A 17,346-nucleotide genomic window follows, 5' to 3' on the forward strand; every position below is an offset into this window, starting at 1 on the left:
TCCCGCTCGATCTGACGCTCCACAGCGGCGTCGACGTAGGCCGAGAACCCGCGCGCGCCGACACGCTCCTTAATGGCGCGGATGTTGCCGGCCCGCAAGGAGACGCTGACCTTGGCCGCTGGCCCTTCCCCCGGCGGGAAGGCTCGTTCAGGCATACTCATAGCCGCAGTTTACTACTCGAAGTAGTAAACTGCGGTACCGGGAGCAGGAAACCTCCGAGTAACCCGACATCCCAGAGGCCTCACGATGCGATTATTCCCCGCCGGGGGCCGTCAGGCCCACCGGGCAGGTGACGCCGGTGCTGCTGAGGCCGCAATACCCGTTTGGCACTTTAAACAGGTATTGCTGGTGATAATCCTCGGCGAAGTAGAACTCGCGGGCCGGGGCGATCTCGGTGGTGACCTGTCCGTACCCGGCCTTGGTCAGCACCTCCTGGTACGCCGCCTTCGACGCGAGCGCGGCCTTCTCCTGCCGCGGCCCGTGCGTGTAGGCGGCCGACCGGTACTGCGTCCCGACGTCGTTGCCCTGCCGCATGCCCTGCGTGGGGTCGTGTGCCTCCCAGAACACCTTGAGGAGTTCCTCGTACGACACCGTGGCCGGGTCGAAGACCACCCGGACGACCTCGGCGTGCCCGGTCATCCCGGTGCACACCTCCTCGTACGTCGGGTTCGGGGTATATCCGCCCGCATATCCGACGGCCGTCGAGACGACGCCGGGGGTCTGCCAGAACTTCCGTTCGGCGCCCCAGAAACACCCCAGCCCGAACTCCGCGATCTCGGTCCCGTCCGGGTACGGCGGAGCCAGCGGCGCGTCCAGGATCTGATGCCGTACGGCCACCGGCATCACCTCGGCGCGGCCCGGGAACGCGTCCGCGGGGTCCACCATCGTCGTCTTGTCCCTGCCGAAGAGCCAGCCCATGTCGACCTCCCACCGCTCCCAACCACACCCGGCACGACCTTGTTCCTCGCCTTAGCAATCCTAAACCTCAGCGCAAGCAATGCTTATTTGTCGCTAAACCCGGTAAGGAGCGAAGATAGGGTTCATGCCTGAAACCCGCCGGGGTGTCCTGTACGGCATCGCCGCCTACACCATGTGGGGTCTCTTCCCCCTCTACTGGCCTTTGCTCAAGCCGTCGGGCGCCGTGGAGATCCTCGCCCACCGGATGGTGTGGTCCCTCGCCGTCGTCGCCGCGATCCTGGCCGTCCGCCGCCACTGGTCCTGGTTCCGCACGCTGACCCGCCGCCAGATCGTCCTCCTCACCGTCGCGGCGATCACGATCTCCCTCAACTGGGGCACCTACATTTATGCCGTCAACTCCGGCCAGGTGGTCGAAAGCGCGCTGGGCTACTTCATCAACCCCCTGGTCAGCGTGCTCTTCGGCGTCATCGTCTTCCGGGAGCGGCTGCGCACCTGGCAGTGGGCAGCCGTGGGGCTGGGCGGGCTGGCCGTGCTCGTCCTCACGTTCGACTACGGCCGTCTACCCTGGATCGCGCTGGTCCTCGCGACCAGCTTCGGTGTCTACGGCCTGGTCAAGAAGGCCGCCCAGGTCGGCAGCGCGGAGAGCCTCACAGTCGAGACGCTGGTGCTCCTGGTGCCGGCGCTCACCTATCTGATCGTCGTCGAGGCGAACGGCACGGGCACGTTCGGCCACCACGGCACCGGGCATGCGCTGCTGCTGGCCGTCACCGGTTTGGTCACCGCCATACCGCTCATCTGCTTCAACAGCGCGGCCATCCGCGTCCCGCTCTCAATGATCGGCCTCCTGCAGTACATCGCCCCGACCCTCCAGTTTCTGTGCGGCGTTCTGATCGTCCACGAGACCATGCCGACGAGCAGGTGGATCGGCTTCGCCATCGTGTGGCTCGCACTGTCCGCCTTCACCTGGGACAGCCTCCGCGCCGCCCGGGCAGCCCGACGCGACAGCCGTACGGCTCCCACGCTGGAAACGGTCTGACCCGGGCCGCCGGCGGACTCGGCCGGCCATGAAAGCACGGTCAGCCGGTGCGCTCGACCACGTAGTCGCACAGGGCGATCAGGGCCGTCCTGGCGGGGATGTCGGGCAGGGCGGCCAGCGCGGCCTTCGCCCGGTCCACCCAGCGGATCAGCTCCTGCCGGGCCTGGGCCATCGCCACGTGGGCACGCAGCAGGCCGAGTGTCTCCTCCAGGTCCATCTCGACCACCGGGCCCGACAGCAGTTCGCGCAGTCGCGCGTCGGCCGGGTCGGTCGAGGTGAGCGCGTAGAGCACCGGCAACGTACGGATGCCCTCGCGCAGGTCGGTGCCCGGCGTCTTACCGGAGTCGGCTGATGCCACGTCGATCAGGTCGTCGCCGAGCTGCCAGGCGACGCCGATGGCCTCACACGCCTCGGTGACGAGGTCGGCCACCTGGACCGGCGCACCGGAGAGCATGGCGCCGAACCGGCCCGAGGTGGCGATGAGCGAACCGGTCTTGTCGGCGAGCACCCGGATGTAGTGGGTGATGTCGTCGGTGCCGTCGACCGGCCCGATCGTCTCGCGGATCTGACCCCTGACGAGACGGGAGAACGTGCGGGCCTGCACCCGGATCATCTCGCTGCCGAGGTCGGCGAGGATCTCGGAGGCCTGGGCGAAGAGGTAGTCGCCGGTGAGGATCGCCACGGTGTTGTCCCACCGGGCGTTGGCTGACGGCGAGCCCCGCCGCACGCGGGCCTCGTCCATCACGTCGTCGTGGTAGAGCGTCGCCAGATGGGTCAGTTCGATGACAACGGCCCCGGGTATGACACCCGGGGCCTCATGATTGCCGAACTGGGCGGCGAGGAGTACGAGCATCGCCCGGAACCGCTTACCACCCGCCTCGATGAGGTGCCTGGACGCCTCCGTGACGAAGGCGTCCTCGCTCTCGACGGACGAGCGGAGCAGTTTCTCCACGGCCGCCAGGCCGTTCGCCAGATCCTCGGCCAGCCGCTCGTCTACCAGAGGGATGTCCACAACGGGCGGCGCGGCCATACGGGATGCTCCTAACGGACGAACAGCGACTGAGCAGCGGAGTGCGCCAGGTCCAGCACCGGCTGCGGGAAGACCCCGAGGACTACGGTAGCCAATGCCGCCAGGCCGACCACAGCCGCCGTGCCGCGTGAGGGCAGCACCACCGAGGGGCCGTCGGCCGCCGGGTCGCTGAAGAACATCAGCACGATCACGCGGACGTAGAAGAACGCGGCCACGGCCGAGGCCACCGCACCGACGATGACCAGCGGCAGCGCGCCTCCGGTGACGGCCGCCTGGAAGACGGCGTACTTCCCGAAGAAGCCACTGGTCAGCGGGATCCCGGCGAAGGCGAGCAGGAAGAAGGCGAACACGCCTGCCAGGAGGGGCGAGCGCTTGCCGAGTCCGGCCCAGCGGGACAGGTGCCAGGCCTCGCCACCCGCGTCGCGCACCATGGTGACGACCGCGAACGCGCCGACCGTGGTGAAGCCGTACGCCACCAGGTAGAACAGGATCCCCGACAGGGCCGAGGTGTTCTGGGCCGGCGCGCTGCCGGTGGCGATCACGCCGATGAGCAGGAAACCGCCATGCGCGATCGACGAGTAGGCCAGCATCCGCTTGATGTCGGTCTGCGTGATCGCGAAGATCGCGCCGCCCAGCATTGTGAGAATCGCCACACCGTAGAAGACCGGCCGCCAGTTCCAGTCCAGGCCGCCCAGGGCGACCCAGAACACCCGCAGCAGCGCGCCGAACGCGGCGATCAGCGTGCCCGACGCCATGAGCGCGGTGATCGGGGTGGGCGCGCCCTGGTAGACGTCCGGCTTCCAGGCCTGGAACGGCGCCGCGCCGATCTTGAACAGCAGGCCGACCCCGATCATGGCGCCGCCGATGTAGAGCAGCATGTCCTGGCCGCCGACCGCGCCCAGCGTGGCGCCGATCTTGGCCAGGTCGAGCGAGTTGGCGTAGCCGTAGATCATGGCGGTGCCGTACAGGAAGAAGGCGGAGGAGAACGCGCCGAGCAGGAAGTACTTCATCGCGGCCTCCTGCGAGAGCAGGCGGCGACGGCGCGCGAGACCGCACAGCAGGTACAGCGGCAACGACATGACTTCGAGGCCCACGAACGCGATGAGCAGGTCGTTGGCGGCCGGGAACAGCATCATGCCGCCGACGGCGAACAGCACGAGCGGGTAGACCTCGGTGTGGGCCGCCCCCTCGTACAGGGCCTGCTCCTCCTCGACCGAGCCGGGCACGGCCGCCGCGGCGCCGACGAAGTGGCCCTCATCCTTGATGAGCAGCACGCTGACGAACGCCAGCACCAAGATGGTGCCCCAGATAAACATCGCCGGTCCGTCGACCGCGATGGCGCCCATGGCGGCCGCCTTGGTCGGCACGCCCTCGACCCACTGCCAGACGATCAGCACGAACGAGATCAACAGCGACAGCAGCGTGATCGGCAGGTGGATCGCCGAACGCAGGTAGCGCGGGGCGAACGCCTCGACCAGCACGCCCAAGATCGCCGCGCCGAAGACGACGAGCATCGGCGCCAGCATGCCGTACTCGATCGTCGGCGCTGGAATGGTGCCGTTCACTTGCCCTCCTTGACACCGGATGCGGCGGCGGCCTGGTCAGCGGTGACCGAGACGCTGGACAGCGTGTCCTTCACCGCGGGATTGATGACGTCGAGCAGCGGCTTGGGATAGAAGCCGAAGACGAGCAGCAGCGCGACCAGCGGTGCCACGACCCACTTCTCCCGGGCGTTGAGGTCGGGCAGGGTCTTGACGGACTCCGCCGTCGGCCCGTTCATGGTCCGCTGGTACATCCACAGGATGTAGATGGCGGCCAGGATGACACCCATCGTGGCGATCACGGTGGCCGGGACGTGCAGCCGGTAGGCGCCGGCCAGCACCATGAACTCGCTCACGAACGTGCTGAGGCCCGGCAGTGAGAGGCTGGACAGGCCCGCCACCAGGAACGTCCCGGCGAGGATCGGGGCGACCTTCTGCACACCGCCGTAATCGGGGATGAACTTCGAGCCACGACGGTAGATCAGGAATCCGACGATCAGGAACAGTGCGCCGGTGGAGAAGCCGTGGTTGACCATGTAGAGCGTGGCGCCGGTGCCGGCGTCCTGCGCCCCGGGGTTCCCCTTGGTCATCGCGAACACGCCCAGGGTGATCAGGCCGAAGTGTGAGACCGAGGTGTAGGCGATGAGCCGCATCATGTCGGTCTGCCCGATGGCCACGATCGCGCCGTAGATCACGCCGATCACCGCCAGCACGATCACCAGCGGCGTGAAGTAGGCCGCCGCGTCGGGGAACAGCTGCAGGCAGAAGCGCATCATGCCGAACGTGCCGACCTTGTCGAGCACGCCGACCAGCAGTACGGCGGCGCCCGCCGGGGCCTGGGCGGCCGCGTCGGGCAGCCAGGTGTGGAACGGCCACAGCGGCGCCTTGATCGCGAACGCGACGAAGAAGCCGAGGAACAGCCACTTCTGCGTGTTCACGTCCTGGATGGTGCCGATCAGGTCGGAGAGCATGAAGGTGTTCTTGCCGGCGATCGAGTAGAGCGCGATCACCGCCACCAGCATCAGCAGCCCGCCGAACAGCGAGTACAGCAGGAACTTGACCGAGGCGTACGCCCGCTGCGGCCCGCCGTACGACCCGATCATGAAGTACATCGGGATCAGCATGGCTTCGAAGAAGACGTAGAAGAGGAAGACGTCGGTCGCGGCGAAGACGCCGATCATCATGGCTTCGAGCACGAGGATCAGCGAGAAGTACGTCCGGACCGAGCGCCTGCCCTTCTCGGCGTCATGCCAGGACGCCAGCACCACGATCGGCACCAGGATCACCGACAGCAGGATCAGCACCAGCGCGATGCCGTCGACGGCGAGGCTGTAGTTCACCCCGAACGCCGGGATCCAGCTGTGGTTCTCCTGGAACTGCCACTGGTCGCCGTTCGGGCTGAACTGCACCGCCATGGTGACGGTCAGCGCCAGGACGATAAGCGAGACCAGCAGGGTGAACTGCTTGGCGAGCTTGTCGTTCCGGATCAGGGTCACACCCAGCGCGCCCAGTACGGACACGCCCATCAGGGTTGAAAGCCAGGGCATCACAGGTTCCCTACGACGAACCAGGCACCGACCAGGACGGCGGCGCCGACGAATATCGACAGCGCGTACGAGCGGACGAAACCGGTCTGGACCCTGCGCAGCCGGCCGGACGTACCGCCGACGGACGCGGCGAGGCCGTTGACCAGTCCGTCGACTCCCCGGTTGTCGAAGAACACCGCCAGCCGGGTCAGCCACTGGCCGGGACGCATGAACAGCGCCTCGTTCAGCGCGTCGCCGTACAGGTCGCGGCGGGCGAACGTGGTGAGGAACGAGCCGCGCGGGGCGGTCGCCGGCACCTCGGCCGCGCCGTACCGCAACCAGGCGAACGCGGCGCCGATCGCGACCAGCGCGAGCGTCGCGAGCCCGGGGGCGCTGAACGGGTGGAACTCGGGCAGGTGCTCGGGCGCACCGACCGCGGGCGACAGGAAGATCATGAACCGGTTGCCCAGGATCAGGTACGCACCCAGGGCGATCGAGCCGATCGACAGCAGGAGCAGCGGCACCGTCATGACGGCCGGCGACTCATGCGGGTGCGCCTTAGCGTCCCAGCGCTTCTTGCCGAAGAAGGTCATGAAGACGAGGCGGGACATGTAGAAGCCGGTGATGCCGGCGCCGAGCACGGCCAGCCAGCCGAGGACGGCGCTGTGCTCCATCGCGGTCTCGATGATGCCGTCCTTGGTGAAGTAACCGGACAGCAGCGGGAACCCGATGATCGCCAGGTAGCCGACGAGGAAGGTCGCGAAAGTGATCGGCATGACCTTGCGCAGACCGCCGTACTTACGCATGTCGACCTCGTCGTTCATGGCGTGCATGACCGATCCGGCGCCGAGGAACATGTCGGCCTTGAAGAAGCCGTGCGTGATCAGGTGCGCGATGGCGAAGGCGTAACCGGCCGGGCCGACGCCCGCCGCGAGCACCATGTAACCGATCTGCGACATCGTCGATCCGGCGAGTGCCTTCTTGATGTCGTCCTTGGCGGTACCGATGATCGCACCGGCGAGCAGCGTGGCCACACCCACGATCGTCACGACGAGCTGCGCGGTCCCGGTGCCCTCGAAGATCGGGCCGGACCGGACGATCAGGTAGACGCCGGCGGTGACCATGGTCGCGGCGTGGATGAGGGCCGAGACCGGGGTCGGGCCCTCCATCGCGTCCAAGAGCCAGGACTGCAGCGGCAGCTGGGCCGACTTGCCGCACGCGCCGACCAGCAGCAGCAGGCCGATCGCGGTCAGCGTGCCCTGCGAGGCGTCGCCGGCCCGGTCGAGCACGCCGCTGAACGTCAGCGAGTGGAACGTCGCGAAGATCGTGAACATCGCGATCAGCAGACCGACGTCGCCGACCCGGTTGACGATGAACGCCTTCTTGGCCGCCGTCGCCGCCGAGGGCTTGTGCTGCCAGAACCCGATCAGCAGGTAGGACGCCAGACCCACGCCCTCCCAGCCGACGAACAGGGCCAGGTAGTTGTCGGCCAGCACCAGCAGCAGCATCGCCGCGACGAACAGGTTGAGGTAGGCGAAGAAGCGCCGCCTGTTCGGGTCGTGCGCCATGTAGCCGATCGAGTAGACGTGGATCAGCGAGCCCACGCCGGTGATCAGCAGGCAGAACGAGATCGACAGCGGGTCGACCAGCAGGCCCACCTTGTCGACGAGGCCCGGGATGAACTCGAACAGCGAGACCCCGCGGCGGCGCTCGCCCGGGGCGAAGCCCAGCATCTGGACGAATGCCAGCGCGGCCACCACGAATGACGCGACGGCCATGAGGACACCCAGCAGGTGGCCGAACTTGTCGGTCCGGCGTCCGCCCAGCAGGAGGACGGCCGCTCCCACCAGGGGCAGGGCGATCATCAGCCAGGCGGCGCCAATCGCTCCGCCGGAGTGCTGTGTGATCGATGCGATCTCAGCGGCTTCCACGGCTACCTCTTAGTGCTTCAGCAGGCTCGCGTCATCGACCGACGCTGACCTGCGGGTTCGGAAGATCGTCACGATGATGGCCAGGCCGATGACGACCTCGGCGGCGGCTACGATCATCACGAAGAACGCGATGACCTGCCCGTCCAGGCTGCCGTTCTGCCGGGCGAAGGTGACGAACGCCAGGTTGCAGGCGTTGAGCATGAGCTCGACGCACATGAACACCACGATGGCGTTGCGCCGTACGAGCACGCCGACGCCGCCGATGGCGAACAGCAGCGCGGAGAGCACGAGGTAATGCGTCGTCACTTGACGTCCTCCTCCACCAGCGGCTCGGTGTCCCCGACCGTCTCCTCGAGCGACTCCTCGAAGGGCTCCTCAAGGGGCTTGGTCGGCTTGGTGTCGGCCACCGCCTCCCGCTCGGAAGCGGCCTCCTGCTGGAGGAGCCGGGCGACTTCGGGATCGAGCGTTCCCTCGGCGGCCTCGTGCCGGGCGAGGACGCGGTTGACCGACAGCGGCGACACGGACCCGTCGGGCAGCAGCGCCGGCATGTCGATGGCGTTGTGCCGGGCGTAGGTCCCGGGGCCGGGCAGCGCCGCCGGGTTCTTGCCCGTCTTGCCGAAGGCGGCGAACCGGGCCCGCGACATGTCCTTCTGCGTCGGCTTGGCCTCGGCCCGCTCGCGGTGGGCCAGCACCATCGCGCCGAGCGCGGCGGTGATCAGCAGCGCCGAGGTCACCTCGAACGCGAACACATGCCGCGTGAAGATCTGCTCGGCCAGTGACGGCACGTTGCCCGCGGCCGTGGCCTCGGCGAGCCCCTTGGGAGCGGCCAGCATCGCGTTGCCGACGCCGAGGCCGAGCAGCACGGCGAAGCCGATCCCGGCCACGATCGCCCAGAACCGCTGGCCTCTGATCGTCTCCACCAGCGAGTCGCCGGAGTCGACGCCCACGAGCATGAGCACGAACAGGAACAGCATCATGACCGCGCCGGTGTAAACGATGATCTGCACGGCCGCGAGGAACGGAGCGTCCTGGACGGCGTACAGCACCGCCAGCGAGATCATGATCATGCCGAGCATGAGGGCCGAGTAGACGGCCCTCCGGCTGAAAACGAGCCCGAGCGCGGCGGCCACCGAGACGACCGCGAGCACCCAGAACGTTATGGACTCACCCATTGCTACGACCCAACCGGTAGTAGTCCTCTTCGGTCTCGCCGAGACGCATCGGGTGGGGCGGCTGCTCCATGCCCGGTCCGAGCGGCGCGAGGAGCATCTCCTTGGTGTAGATCAGCGACTCGCGGCTGGAGTCGGCCAGTTCGTACTCGTTGGTCATCGTGAGCGCCCGGGTGGGGCACGCCTCGATGCACAGGCCGCACAGGATGCACCGCAAATAGTTGATCTGGTAGACGCGTCCGTACCGCTCGCCGGGCGAGTACCGCTCGGTCTCGGTGTTGTCCCCGCCTTCGACATAGATGGCGTCGGCGGGGCAGGCCCATGCGCACAGCTCGCAGCCGACGCACTTCTCCAGGCCGTCCGGCCACCGGTTCAGCTGGTGCCGCCCGTGGAAGCGCGGCGCGGTCGGCCGCTTCTCCTCCGGGTACTGCACCGTCACCGGCTTCTTGAACATGTGGTGGAAGGTGACGCCGAATCCCTTGATCGGGTTCAGCCAATCAGTTGCTCCCACTGGTCACCTCCTTGGCGTCGGCGTGACGGCGCGCTTGTTCCGGCACGACTCCGTGGTAGTGCGGGAGGTCGAGCGGCGGCACCGGGAACCCGCCCGCCGACGGTTCCTCACGCAACTGCTCGAACTCCGCCTCGATCTGGGCGGCCTTGGCCTCCCTGCGGCGCTGATTGACCGTGTCGAAGCGCAGCCAGATGGCGAAGGCGCCGATCAGGATCACCGCTCCGATGGCCAGCACCACACCGCGGGTGGTGTCCGGCATCCGCATGGCCTTGAAGGTGGCGGCGATCATGATCCAGGCCAGGTTGACCGGGATCAGCACCTTCCACCCGAAGGCCATGAGTTGGTCGTACCGTACGCGGGGCAGCGTGGCACGGATCCAGACGAAGCACGCGAACACGATGGCCAGCTTGAGGAAGAACCACAGCATGGGCCACCAGCCGGCGTTCGCCCCGTCCCACAGCGAGATCGGCCATGGCGCCCGCCAGCCGCCGAAGAACAGCGTGATGGCCATCGCCGACACCGTGAAGACGTTCACGTACTCGGCCAGCATGAAGATCGCGAACTTCAGCGACGAGGAGTACTCGGTGAAGAACCCGCCGACCAGCTCGCCCTCACCCTCAGGAAGGTCGAACGGCACGCGGTTGGTCTCGCCCAGCATCGTGACCGCGTAGATCGCGAAGGACGGGAGCAGCGAGAAGACGTACCACGAGGGCATCGGGATGCTCAGCCCGAAGACGTCCCAGGTGCCGCCCTGCGCCTGCGCGGACACGATCTCCGACGTGGACAGCGTGCCCGCCTGGAGGAAGACCGCGACGAACGACAGGCCCATGGCGATCTCGTACGACACCACCTGCGCCGCCGAGCGCAGACCGCCGAGCATGGCGTACGGCGAACGCGATCCCCAGCCGGCGAGCACGATGCCGTAGACGCCGATCGAGGCGGTGGCCAGCACCAGCAACACCGCGACCGGAAGGTCGGTGAGCTGCAGCGGCGTCTTGTGGCCGAACATCGAGACCATCGGCCCGAACGGTACGACGGAGAAGGCCAGGAACGCCGGCACGGCGAGGATCACCGGCGCCAGGAAGTAGATGACCTTGTCCACCGTGCGGGGCATGATGTCTTCCTTCAGCCCCATCTTCAGACCGTCGGCCACCGACTGGAGCAGGCCGAACTTGCCCGCCCGGTTGGGACCGTACCGGTGCTGCATGCGCGAGATGAGCTTGCGCTCGGACCACACGCCGAACAGCACGCCCAGCATCAGGAACACGAAGATCGCGACGGCCTTGATGATGGTGATCCACAGCGGATCATGGCCGAAGTCGTCCAGCGTGGGTACGTTGTTCACGACACGCTCCCGATCGTTACGATGTCGCCGCCCACGGCGCGCAGGTCGCGGGTGACGGACAGGCCGGCGGAGTTCGACGGCACCCAGACCACCCGGTCCGGCAGGTCGGCGATCCCCACCGGCAGGATCACGCCGTCCCCGATGCTGATCTTCCCGCCGTCCGTGACGCCGAGCTCGGCGGCGGTGGCCTCCGACAGCAGCGCGGCGGCCGCGCGTGCGGTGCCGGCCAGGTACGGCTCGCCGTCCTGGAGCCGGCCGTCGTCCAGCAGCAGGTGCCAGGTGGCCAGCACGGCCTCTCCGGCGCGCGGCTCGCGTCCCGTGCGGCCCGTCGCCGTCGGGGCGGCCGGGCGGACGCCCCGCCAGGCGCGCAGCTCGGCCATCTCGCGGCGGGCGGCCGCGGTGTCCGGCAGGCCGAGGTGGACGTCCATGTGGTCGGCGATCGACGCGATGACCCGCAGGTCGCTCATCAGGCCGGGGACGGGGGTGGCCGCCTCGAACTGGCGACCCCTGCCCTCCCAGTCGACGAACGTGCCCGACTTCTCGGCCACCGCGGCGACCGGCAGCACCACGTCGGCGCGGTCGGTGATCGCACTGGCCCGGATCTCCAGGCTGACGATGAACGGCGTGTTCTCCAGCGCCGCCAGCGCCCTGGCCGGATCGGGCAGGTCGTAGGGGTCGACGCCGGCGACGACCAGTGCGTCGAGCTCCTCGCCCAGCGCCGCCTCGATGATGCCGGCGGTGTCCCGGCCCGGCGTCTCCGGCAGGGCGGCCACATTCCAGGCGCGGGCTACCTCGCCGCGCGCGGTCTCGTCGTCGACCGGGCGGCCGATCGGCAGCAGGCCGGGCAGAGCGCCCGCCTCCAGCGCACCCCGCTCACCGGCCCGCCGAGGCACCCAGGCGACCCTCGCCCCGGTCGTCTGCGAGAGCCGCAGCAGCGCCGACAGCGCGCCCGGCGCGGTCGCCAGCCGCTCGCCGGCGAGCACGACAGTCCCGGCGGGAAGCAGTTCCTCGGTGATGAGATCGCCGAGGGCCTCGGCCTCCGCGCCCGGGACGGTCCGGATCAGCGTGCCGTTCATCTTGGTCAGGCCCGGCGTCGTGTACGGCGCCAGCGCGTAGACCTTGAGGCCGTTCTTCCGTGCGGCCTTGCGCAGCCGCAGGAAGACGATCGGCGACTCCTCCTCGGGCTCGAAGCCCACCAGCAGCACCGCCGGGGCGTCCTCGAGGTCGGCGTAGGAGACCTCGATGCCCTTGCCCGCGATGGCGTGGGCGAGGAAGGCGGCCTCCTCGGCGGAGTGCGGGCGGGCCCGGAAGTCGATGTCGTTGGTGCCGAGGGCCACCCTGGCGAACTTGCTGTAGGCGTAGGCGTCCTCGACGGTGAGCCGTCCGCCGACCAGCACGCCGGTCCGGCCCCGGGCCTGGGCGAGGCCCTCGGCCGCCACCGCCAGCGCCTCCGGCCAGGAGGCCGGGACCAGTCGGCCCTCCTCGTCACGGATGAGCGGCGTCTTCAGCCGGTCCGGCTGGGTGGCGTAGGTGAAGGCCCAGCGGCCCTTGTCGCAGTTCCACTCCTCGTTGACCTGCGGGTCGTCCCCGGCGAGGCGCCGGGTGACCTTGCCGCGCCGGTGGTCGGTGCGCAGCGCGCAGCCCGAGGCGCAGTGCTCGCACGCGCTCGGCGTCGACACCAGGTCGAACGGCCGGGCACGGAACCGGTAGGCGGCACCGGTCAGCGCGCCCACCGGGCAGATCTGCACGGTGTTGCCGGAGAAGTAGGACTGGAACGGCACGCCGTCGGCCACACCCACCTGCTCCTTGGCGCCGCGCTCGAAGAAGTCGATGAGCGGGTCGCCGGCGATCTGGTCGGAGAACCGGATGCACCGGGCGCACTGGACGCAGCGTTCGCGGTCGAGCAGCACCTCGCTGGACAGCGAGATCGGCTTGGCGAACGTCCGCTTCTGCTCCTCGAACCGGCTCTCGCCCTGGCCGTTGGACATCGCCTGGTTCTGCAGCGGGCACTCGCCGCCCTTGTCGCACGTCGGGCAGTCGAGCGGGTGGTTGATCAGCAGGAACTCCATCACCCCGCGCTGGGCCTTCTCGGCGACCGGCGAGGTGAACTGCGTCTGCACCACCATGCCCTCGGCGACCTCGATCGCGCACGAGGGCTGCGGCTTGGGGAAGCCGCGGCCGTTGCCCGCGTCGGTGATCTCCACCAGGCACTGGCGGCAGTTGGCCGCCGGGTCGAGCAGCGGGTGGTCGCAGAACCTCGGGATCTGGATGCCGAGCAGCTCGGCCGCCCGGATGATCAGCGTGCCCTTCGGGACGGAGACCTGGAAGTTGTCGATGGTGAGCGTCACCATGTCCACCGGTCGCTCGACCGGCCCGGTCGAGGTCGTCTGGATGCTCACTTGGCCCCCCACACAGTGGAAGCAGCGGGATCGAACGGACAGCCGCCGATCTCGAAGTGCTTGAGGTATTCGTCGCGGAAGTACTTCACCGACGAGTAGACCGGGCTGGTCGCGCCGTCGCCCAGCGCGCAGAACGCGCGGCCGAGGATGTTGTCCGCGATGTCGACGATCTTCGCCAGGTCTTCCTCCGAGCCCTGGCCCTTCTCCAGCCGCCGGAGCATCAGCTTGAACCAGTAGGTGCCCTCGCGGCACGGCGTGCACTTCCCGCAGGACTCGTGCGCGTAGAACTCGCTCCAGCGCATCACGGCGCGCACCACGCAGGTCGTCTCGTCGAAGATCTGCAGCGCCCGGGTGCCGAGCATCGAGCCCTTGGCCCCGACCGACTCGAAGTCGAGCGGCACGTCCAGGTGCTCGGACGTGAAGATCGGCGTCGACGACCCGCCCGGGGTCCAGAACTTCAGCTCGTGTCCGGCGCGGATGCCGCCCGCCATGTCGAGCAGCTCGCGCAGCGTGATGCCGAGCGGCGCCTCGTACTGCCCCGGCCGGGTCACGTGCCCCGACAGGGAGAAGATGCCGAAGCCCTTCGACTTCTCGGTGCCCATGCCGGCGAACCAGTCGGCGCCGTTGGCCACGATGCTCGGGACCGACGCGATCGACTCGACGTTGTTGACCACGGTCGGAGACGCGTACAGGCCCGCGACGGCGGGGAACGGCGGCTTGAGCCTGGGCTGGCCGCGGTAGCCCTCCAGCGAGTCGAGCAGCGCGGTCTCCTCACCGCAGATGTACGCCCCGGCGCCGCTGTGCACGACGAGTTCGAGGTTGTAGCCCGAGCCGAGGATGTCGGCGCCGAGGTACCCCTTCTCGTACGCCTCCCGGACCGCCGCCTGCACCCGGCGGATGACGTGGAGCACCTCGCCGCGGACGTAGATGAACGCGTGGGAGGCCCGGATGGCGTAGGCCGTGATGATGACGCCCTCGACGAGCGCGTGCGGGTTGGCCATCATGAGCGGGATGTCCTTGCAGGTCCCCGGCTCGGACTCGTCGGCGTTCACGACGAGGTAGTGGTCCTTGCCGTCGCCCTGCGGGATGAAGCCCCACTTCATGCCGGTCGGGAAGCCCGCGCCGCCGCGGCCGCGCAGGCCCGAGTCCTTGACCATCTGGATGACGGCGTCGGGGTCCATGCCGAGGGCCTTCTTGGCCGCGGCGTACTCACCGTATCCGTCGATCGTGAACGAGTCCGGCCGGTCCCAGTTCTCGGTCAGCACCGGAGTCAGCCGTGTCATGAAGCGTCGCCTCCCTCGGTCTGCTCACCCGGCTTGGGTGCCTCCCAGCCGTTGGCCTTGGCCACCTTCAGGCCCTCCAGGGAGGGGCCGGCGGCCGACGGTCCGTCACCGGCCTGGCCGTCGGGGAACCCGGCGAGGATCCGCGACGCCTCTTTGAACGTGCACAGCCGCTTCGGCCCCCGGGTGGGTGAGACCTCCTTGTCGGCCCGCAGGTCGTCGACGAGCTGCCTGGCCGACTCGGGGGTCTGGTTGTCGAAGAACTCCCAGTTGACCATCATCACCGGCGCGAAGTCACAGGCGGCGTTGCATTCCAGCCGCTCCAGGGTGACCTTCCCGTCGGGGGTCGTCTCGTCGTGGCCGACGCCGGTGTGCTCGCTGAGCTCGTCCCAGATCTGGTCGCCGCCCATGATCGCGCACAACGTGTTGGTGCACACGCCGACGTTGTATTCGCCGGCCGGCTCCCGCTTGTACATCGTGTAGAACGTCGCCACGCCGACCACCTCGGCCTTGGACAGGCCGAGCATCTCCGCGCAGAACTCCTGCCCCGCGTCGGAGATGTAGCCGTCCACCGACTGCACCAGGTGCAGCATCGGCAGCAGCGCCGACCGGGGGCGGGGGTAGCGGTTCATGATCTCTTTGGCGTCGGTCTCCAGACGCTCGCGGACCTCGGGTGAGTACGTCACCGATCCACACCTCCCATGACGGGGTCGATCGAGGCGACCGCCGAGATCACGTCGGCGATCATGCCGCCCTCACACGTCGCGGGCACCGCCTGCAGGTTCGTGAAGGACGGGTCGCGGAAGTGCACGCGGTAGGGGCGGGTCCCGCCGTCGCTCACCACGTGCGCGCCGAGTTCGCCGCGCGGGGACTCCACCGACGAGTACGCCTGCCCGGCCGGCACCCGGTAGCCCTCGGTCACCAGCTTGAAGTGGTGGATCAGGGCCTCCATCGAGGTGCCCATGATGTGGGCGATGTGGTCGGGCGAGTTGCCGAGGCCGTCGGGGCCGAGCGCGAGCTGCGACGGCCAGCCGATCTTCTTGTCGTCGATCATCACCCGGCCGCCCTTGAGCGGACCGGACAGCCGGTCGAGCGCCTGCTCAATGATCTTCAGAGACTCCTCCATCTCGTCCATGCGGACGAGATAGCGGCCGTACACGTCGCAGGTGTTCTGCGTCGGAACGTCGAACTCGTAGGTCTCGTAGCCGCAGTAGGGCTGCGACTTGCGCATGTCCCAGGGCAGCCCGGCGGCCCGGAGCATCGGACCGGTGATGCCGAGCGCCATGCAGCCGGTGAGGTCGAGGTAGGCGACGTCCTTGGTGCGCCGCGTGTAGACCGGGTTGGCGTCCAGGAGCTTGCGCATCTCCCGGATCCGCTCCGGCATGATCTTGAGGAGCTCGCCGACCTTGTCGACCGCGCCCGCGGGAAGGTCGACGCTCACGCCGCCGGGCCGTACGTAGGCCATGTTCATCCGCAGGCCGGTGATGTACTCCATGATGTCGAGCACCATCTCGCGCTCGCGGAAGCCGAACAGCATCGGCGTCGTCGCGCCCAGCTCCATGCCGAAGGTCGCGATCGCCACCATGTGCGAGGAGATCCGGGTGAGCTCCATCATCATGACCCGGATGGCCTGCGCGCGCTCCGGCACCCGGTCGGTAATGCCGAGCAGCTTCTCCACGGCCATGCAGTACGCGGTCTCGTTGAAGATCGGCGCGAGGTAGTCCATGCGGGTGACGAACGTGACCCCCTGGGTCCACGTCCGGAACTCCATGTTCTTCTCGATGCCGGTGTGCAGGTAACCGATCACCGTGCGTGCCTCGGTCACCGTCTCGCCGTCCAGGGTCAGCACGAGCCGGAGCACGCCGTGTGTCGACGGGTGCTGCGGACCCATGTTGACGACCAGGCGGTCCTCGGACGAATCGGTGACGGTCTGCACCAGCTCGTCCCAGTCCTGGCCCGCGACGTCGTAGATCCGGCCCTCGGCCTCAGTAGTACTCATGAGTACGACCTCCTCTGGTCCGGCGCGGGGACCTCGGCACCCCGGTACTCGACCGGGATCCCACCGAGGGGATAGTCCTTGCGCTGCGGGTGGCCCTCCCAGTCGTCGGGCATCTCGATCCGGGTCAACCCGGGGTGACCGTCGAAGATGATCCCGAAGAAGTCGTAGGTCTCCCGCTCGTGCCAGTCGTGCGTGGGGTAGACCGAAACCGTGGAGGGAATGTGCGGATCGGCGTCGGGACAGGCGACCTCCACCCGGACGCGCCGGTTGTGCGTGATCGAGCACAGGTGGTAGACCGCGTGCAGCTCGGCGCCCGTTTCCCCAGGGTAGTGCACCCCGGAGACGCCCAGAGACAGCTCGAACCGCAGCGCGGGGTCGTCGCGCAGGTGCTTCATGACCTCCGGCAGGCGCTCCCGCGCCACGTGGAAGGTGATCTCGCCGTGGTCGACGACCACCCGCTCGATCGCGTCACCGGCGACCGGCTCGAGCGCGTCGGCCACCGCGTCGAAGTACGACCCGTACGGCCGGGCGCTGCCCTGCCCGGGCGCGCGCCGTACGATCAGGCGGCCGTAGCCGGAGGTGTCCCCGGTGCCGCCGGCGCCGAACATGCCCCGGCGGACGATCGGCTGCTGTTCGTCCGGCACGGTGGGCAGATTCGCGG

15 protein-coding genes are annotated in these 17,346 nt (G+C 68.6%); 1 reads left to right on the forward strand and 14 read right to left on the reverse strand.

From position 1 onward, the window contains the following. Positions 1–252 precede the first annotated feature (252 nt). Positions 253–918: a peptide-methionine (S)-S-oxide reductase MsrA gene (gene msrA / locus ACFHYQ_RS29050; protein WP_394304339.1), complete on the reverse strand. Its 666-nt coding sequence runs from the start codon at positions 916–918 to the stop codon at positions 253–255. Between the two features lie 124 nt (positions 919–1,042). On the opposite strand from msrA, the gene rarD reads away from it, so the two are divergent. Next, positions 1,043–1,954: an EamA family transporter RarD gene (rarD, locus tag ACFHYQ_RS29055; protein ID WP_394304340.1), complete on the forward strand. Its 912-nt coding sequence runs from the start codon at positions 1,043–1,045 to the stop codon at positions 1,952–1,954. A gap of 40 nt (positions 1,955–1,994) precedes the next feature. Here the strand turns inward: rarD and ACFHYQ_RS29060 are convergent, their stop codons facing one another. The 13 genes from ACFHYQ_RS29060 to ACFHYQ_RS29120 all read right to left on the reverse strand — a co-directional run bounded on the left by ACFHYQ_RS29060 (position 1,995) and on the right by ACFHYQ_RS29120 (position 17,293). Further along, a complete protein-coding gene (locus ACFHYQ_RS29060; RefSeq protein ID WP_394304341.1) occupies positions 1,995–2,984 on the reverse strand; it encodes a polyprenyl synthetase family protein in 990 nt (329 codons plus the stop codon). Between the two features lie 11 nt (positions 2,985–2,995). Beyond that, positions 2,996–4,549: an NADH-quinone oxidoreductase subunit NuoN gene (nuoN, locus tag ACFHYQ_RS29065; protein ID WP_394304342.1), complete on the reverse strand. Its 1,554-nt coding sequence runs from the start codon at positions 4,547–4,549 to the stop codon at positions 2,996–2,998. Further along, the gene (locus ACFHYQ_RS29070; protein ID WP_394304343.1) at positions 4,546–6,072 is read right to left on the reverse strand and encodes an NADH-quinone oxidoreductase subunit M; all 1,527 of its coding nucleotides are present in this window, start codon (positions 6,070–6,072) and stop codon (positions 4,546–4,548) included. Before ACFHYQ_RS29070 ends, nuoN begins: the two co-directional genes overlap by 4 nt. Beyond that, positions 6,072–7,916: an NADH-quinone oxidoreductase subunit L gene (gene nuoL, locus ACFHYQ_RS29075; protein ID WP_394304369.1), complete on the reverse strand. Its 1,845-nt coding sequence runs from the start codon at positions 7,914–7,916 to the stop codon at positions 6,072–6,074. Before nuoL ends, ACFHYQ_RS29070 begins: the two co-directional genes overlap by 1 nt. Before the next feature lie 75 nt (positions 7,917–7,991). Continuing rightward, positions 7,992–8,288, reverse strand: a complete 297-nt coding sequence (nuoK, locus tag ACFHYQ_RS29080; protein ID WP_055479063.1) for an NADH-quinone oxidoreductase subunit NuoK — start codon at positions 8,286–8,288, stop codon at positions 7,992–7,994. After that, the gene (locus tag ACFHYQ_RS29085; RefSeq protein ID WP_394304344.1) at positions 8,285–9,154 is read right to left on the reverse strand and encodes an NADH-quinone oxidoreductase subunit J; all 870 of its coding nucleotides are present in this window, start codon (positions 9,152–9,154) and stop codon (positions 8,285–8,287) included. The genes nuoK and ACFHYQ_RS29085 overlap by 4 nt, the downstream gene beginning before the upstream one ends. Next, complete coding sequence (gene nuoI, locus ACFHYQ_RS29090; RefSeq protein WP_204013116.1) at positions 9,147–9,662, reverse strand: NADH-quinone oxidoreductase subunit NuoI; 516 nt, start codon at positions 9,660–9,662, stop codon at positions 9,147–9,149. Before nuoI ends, ACFHYQ_RS29085 begins: the two co-directional genes overlap by 8 nt. Next, a complete protein-coding gene (gene nuoH / locus ACFHYQ_RS29095) occupies positions 9,649–11,007 on the reverse strand; it encodes an NADH-quinone oxidoreductase subunit NuoH (protein ID WP_394304345.1) in 1,359 nt (452 codons plus the stop codon). Before nuoH ends, nuoI begins: the two co-directional genes overlap by 14 nt. After that, on the reverse strand, positions 11,004–13,406 hold the full coding sequence (locus ACFHYQ_RS29100) for an NADH-quinone oxidoreductase subunit G (RefSeq protein WP_394304346.1): 2,403 nt from the start codon (positions 13,404–13,406) through the stop codon (positions 11,004–11,006). The genes nuoH and ACFHYQ_RS29100 overlap by 4 nt, the downstream gene beginning before the upstream one ends. Continuing rightward, a complete protein-coding gene (gene nuoF / locus ACFHYQ_RS29105; protein ID WP_394304347.1) occupies positions 13,403–14,689 on the reverse strand; it encodes an NADH-quinone oxidoreductase subunit NuoF in 1,287 nt (428 codons plus the stop codon). Before nuoF ends, ACFHYQ_RS29100 begins: the two co-directional genes overlap by 4 nt. After that, a complete protein-coding gene (nuoE, locus tag ACFHYQ_RS29110; protein ID WP_394304348.1) occupies positions 14,686–15,372 on the reverse strand; it encodes an NADH-quinone oxidoreductase subunit NuoE in 687 nt (228 codons plus the stop codon). Before nuoE ends, nuoF begins: the two co-directional genes overlap by 4 nt. Next, positions 15,369–16,685: an NADH-quinone oxidoreductase subunit D gene (locus ACFHYQ_RS29115; protein ID WP_394304349.1), complete on the reverse strand. Its 1,317-nt coding sequence runs from the start codon at positions 16,683–16,685 to the stop codon at positions 15,369–15,371. The genes nuoE and ACFHYQ_RS29115 overlap by 4 nt, the downstream gene beginning before the upstream one ends. Further along, positions 16,682–17,293, reverse strand: coding sequence for an NADH-quinone oxidoreductase subunit C (locus tag ACFHYQ_RS29120; protein ID WP_394304370.1), 612 nt, complete (start codon positions 17,291–17,293; stop codon positions 16,682–16,684). The genes ACFHYQ_RS29115 and ACFHYQ_RS29120 overlap by 4 nt, the downstream gene beginning before the upstream one ends. Positions 17,294–17,346 lie beyond the last annotated feature (53 nt).

It is taken from the genome of Sphaerimonospora cavernae, from assembly GCF_042435035.1.
GTDB lineage: Bacteria > Actinomycetota > Actinomycetes > Streptosporangiales > Streptosporangiaceae > Sphaerimonospora > Sphaerimonospora cavernae.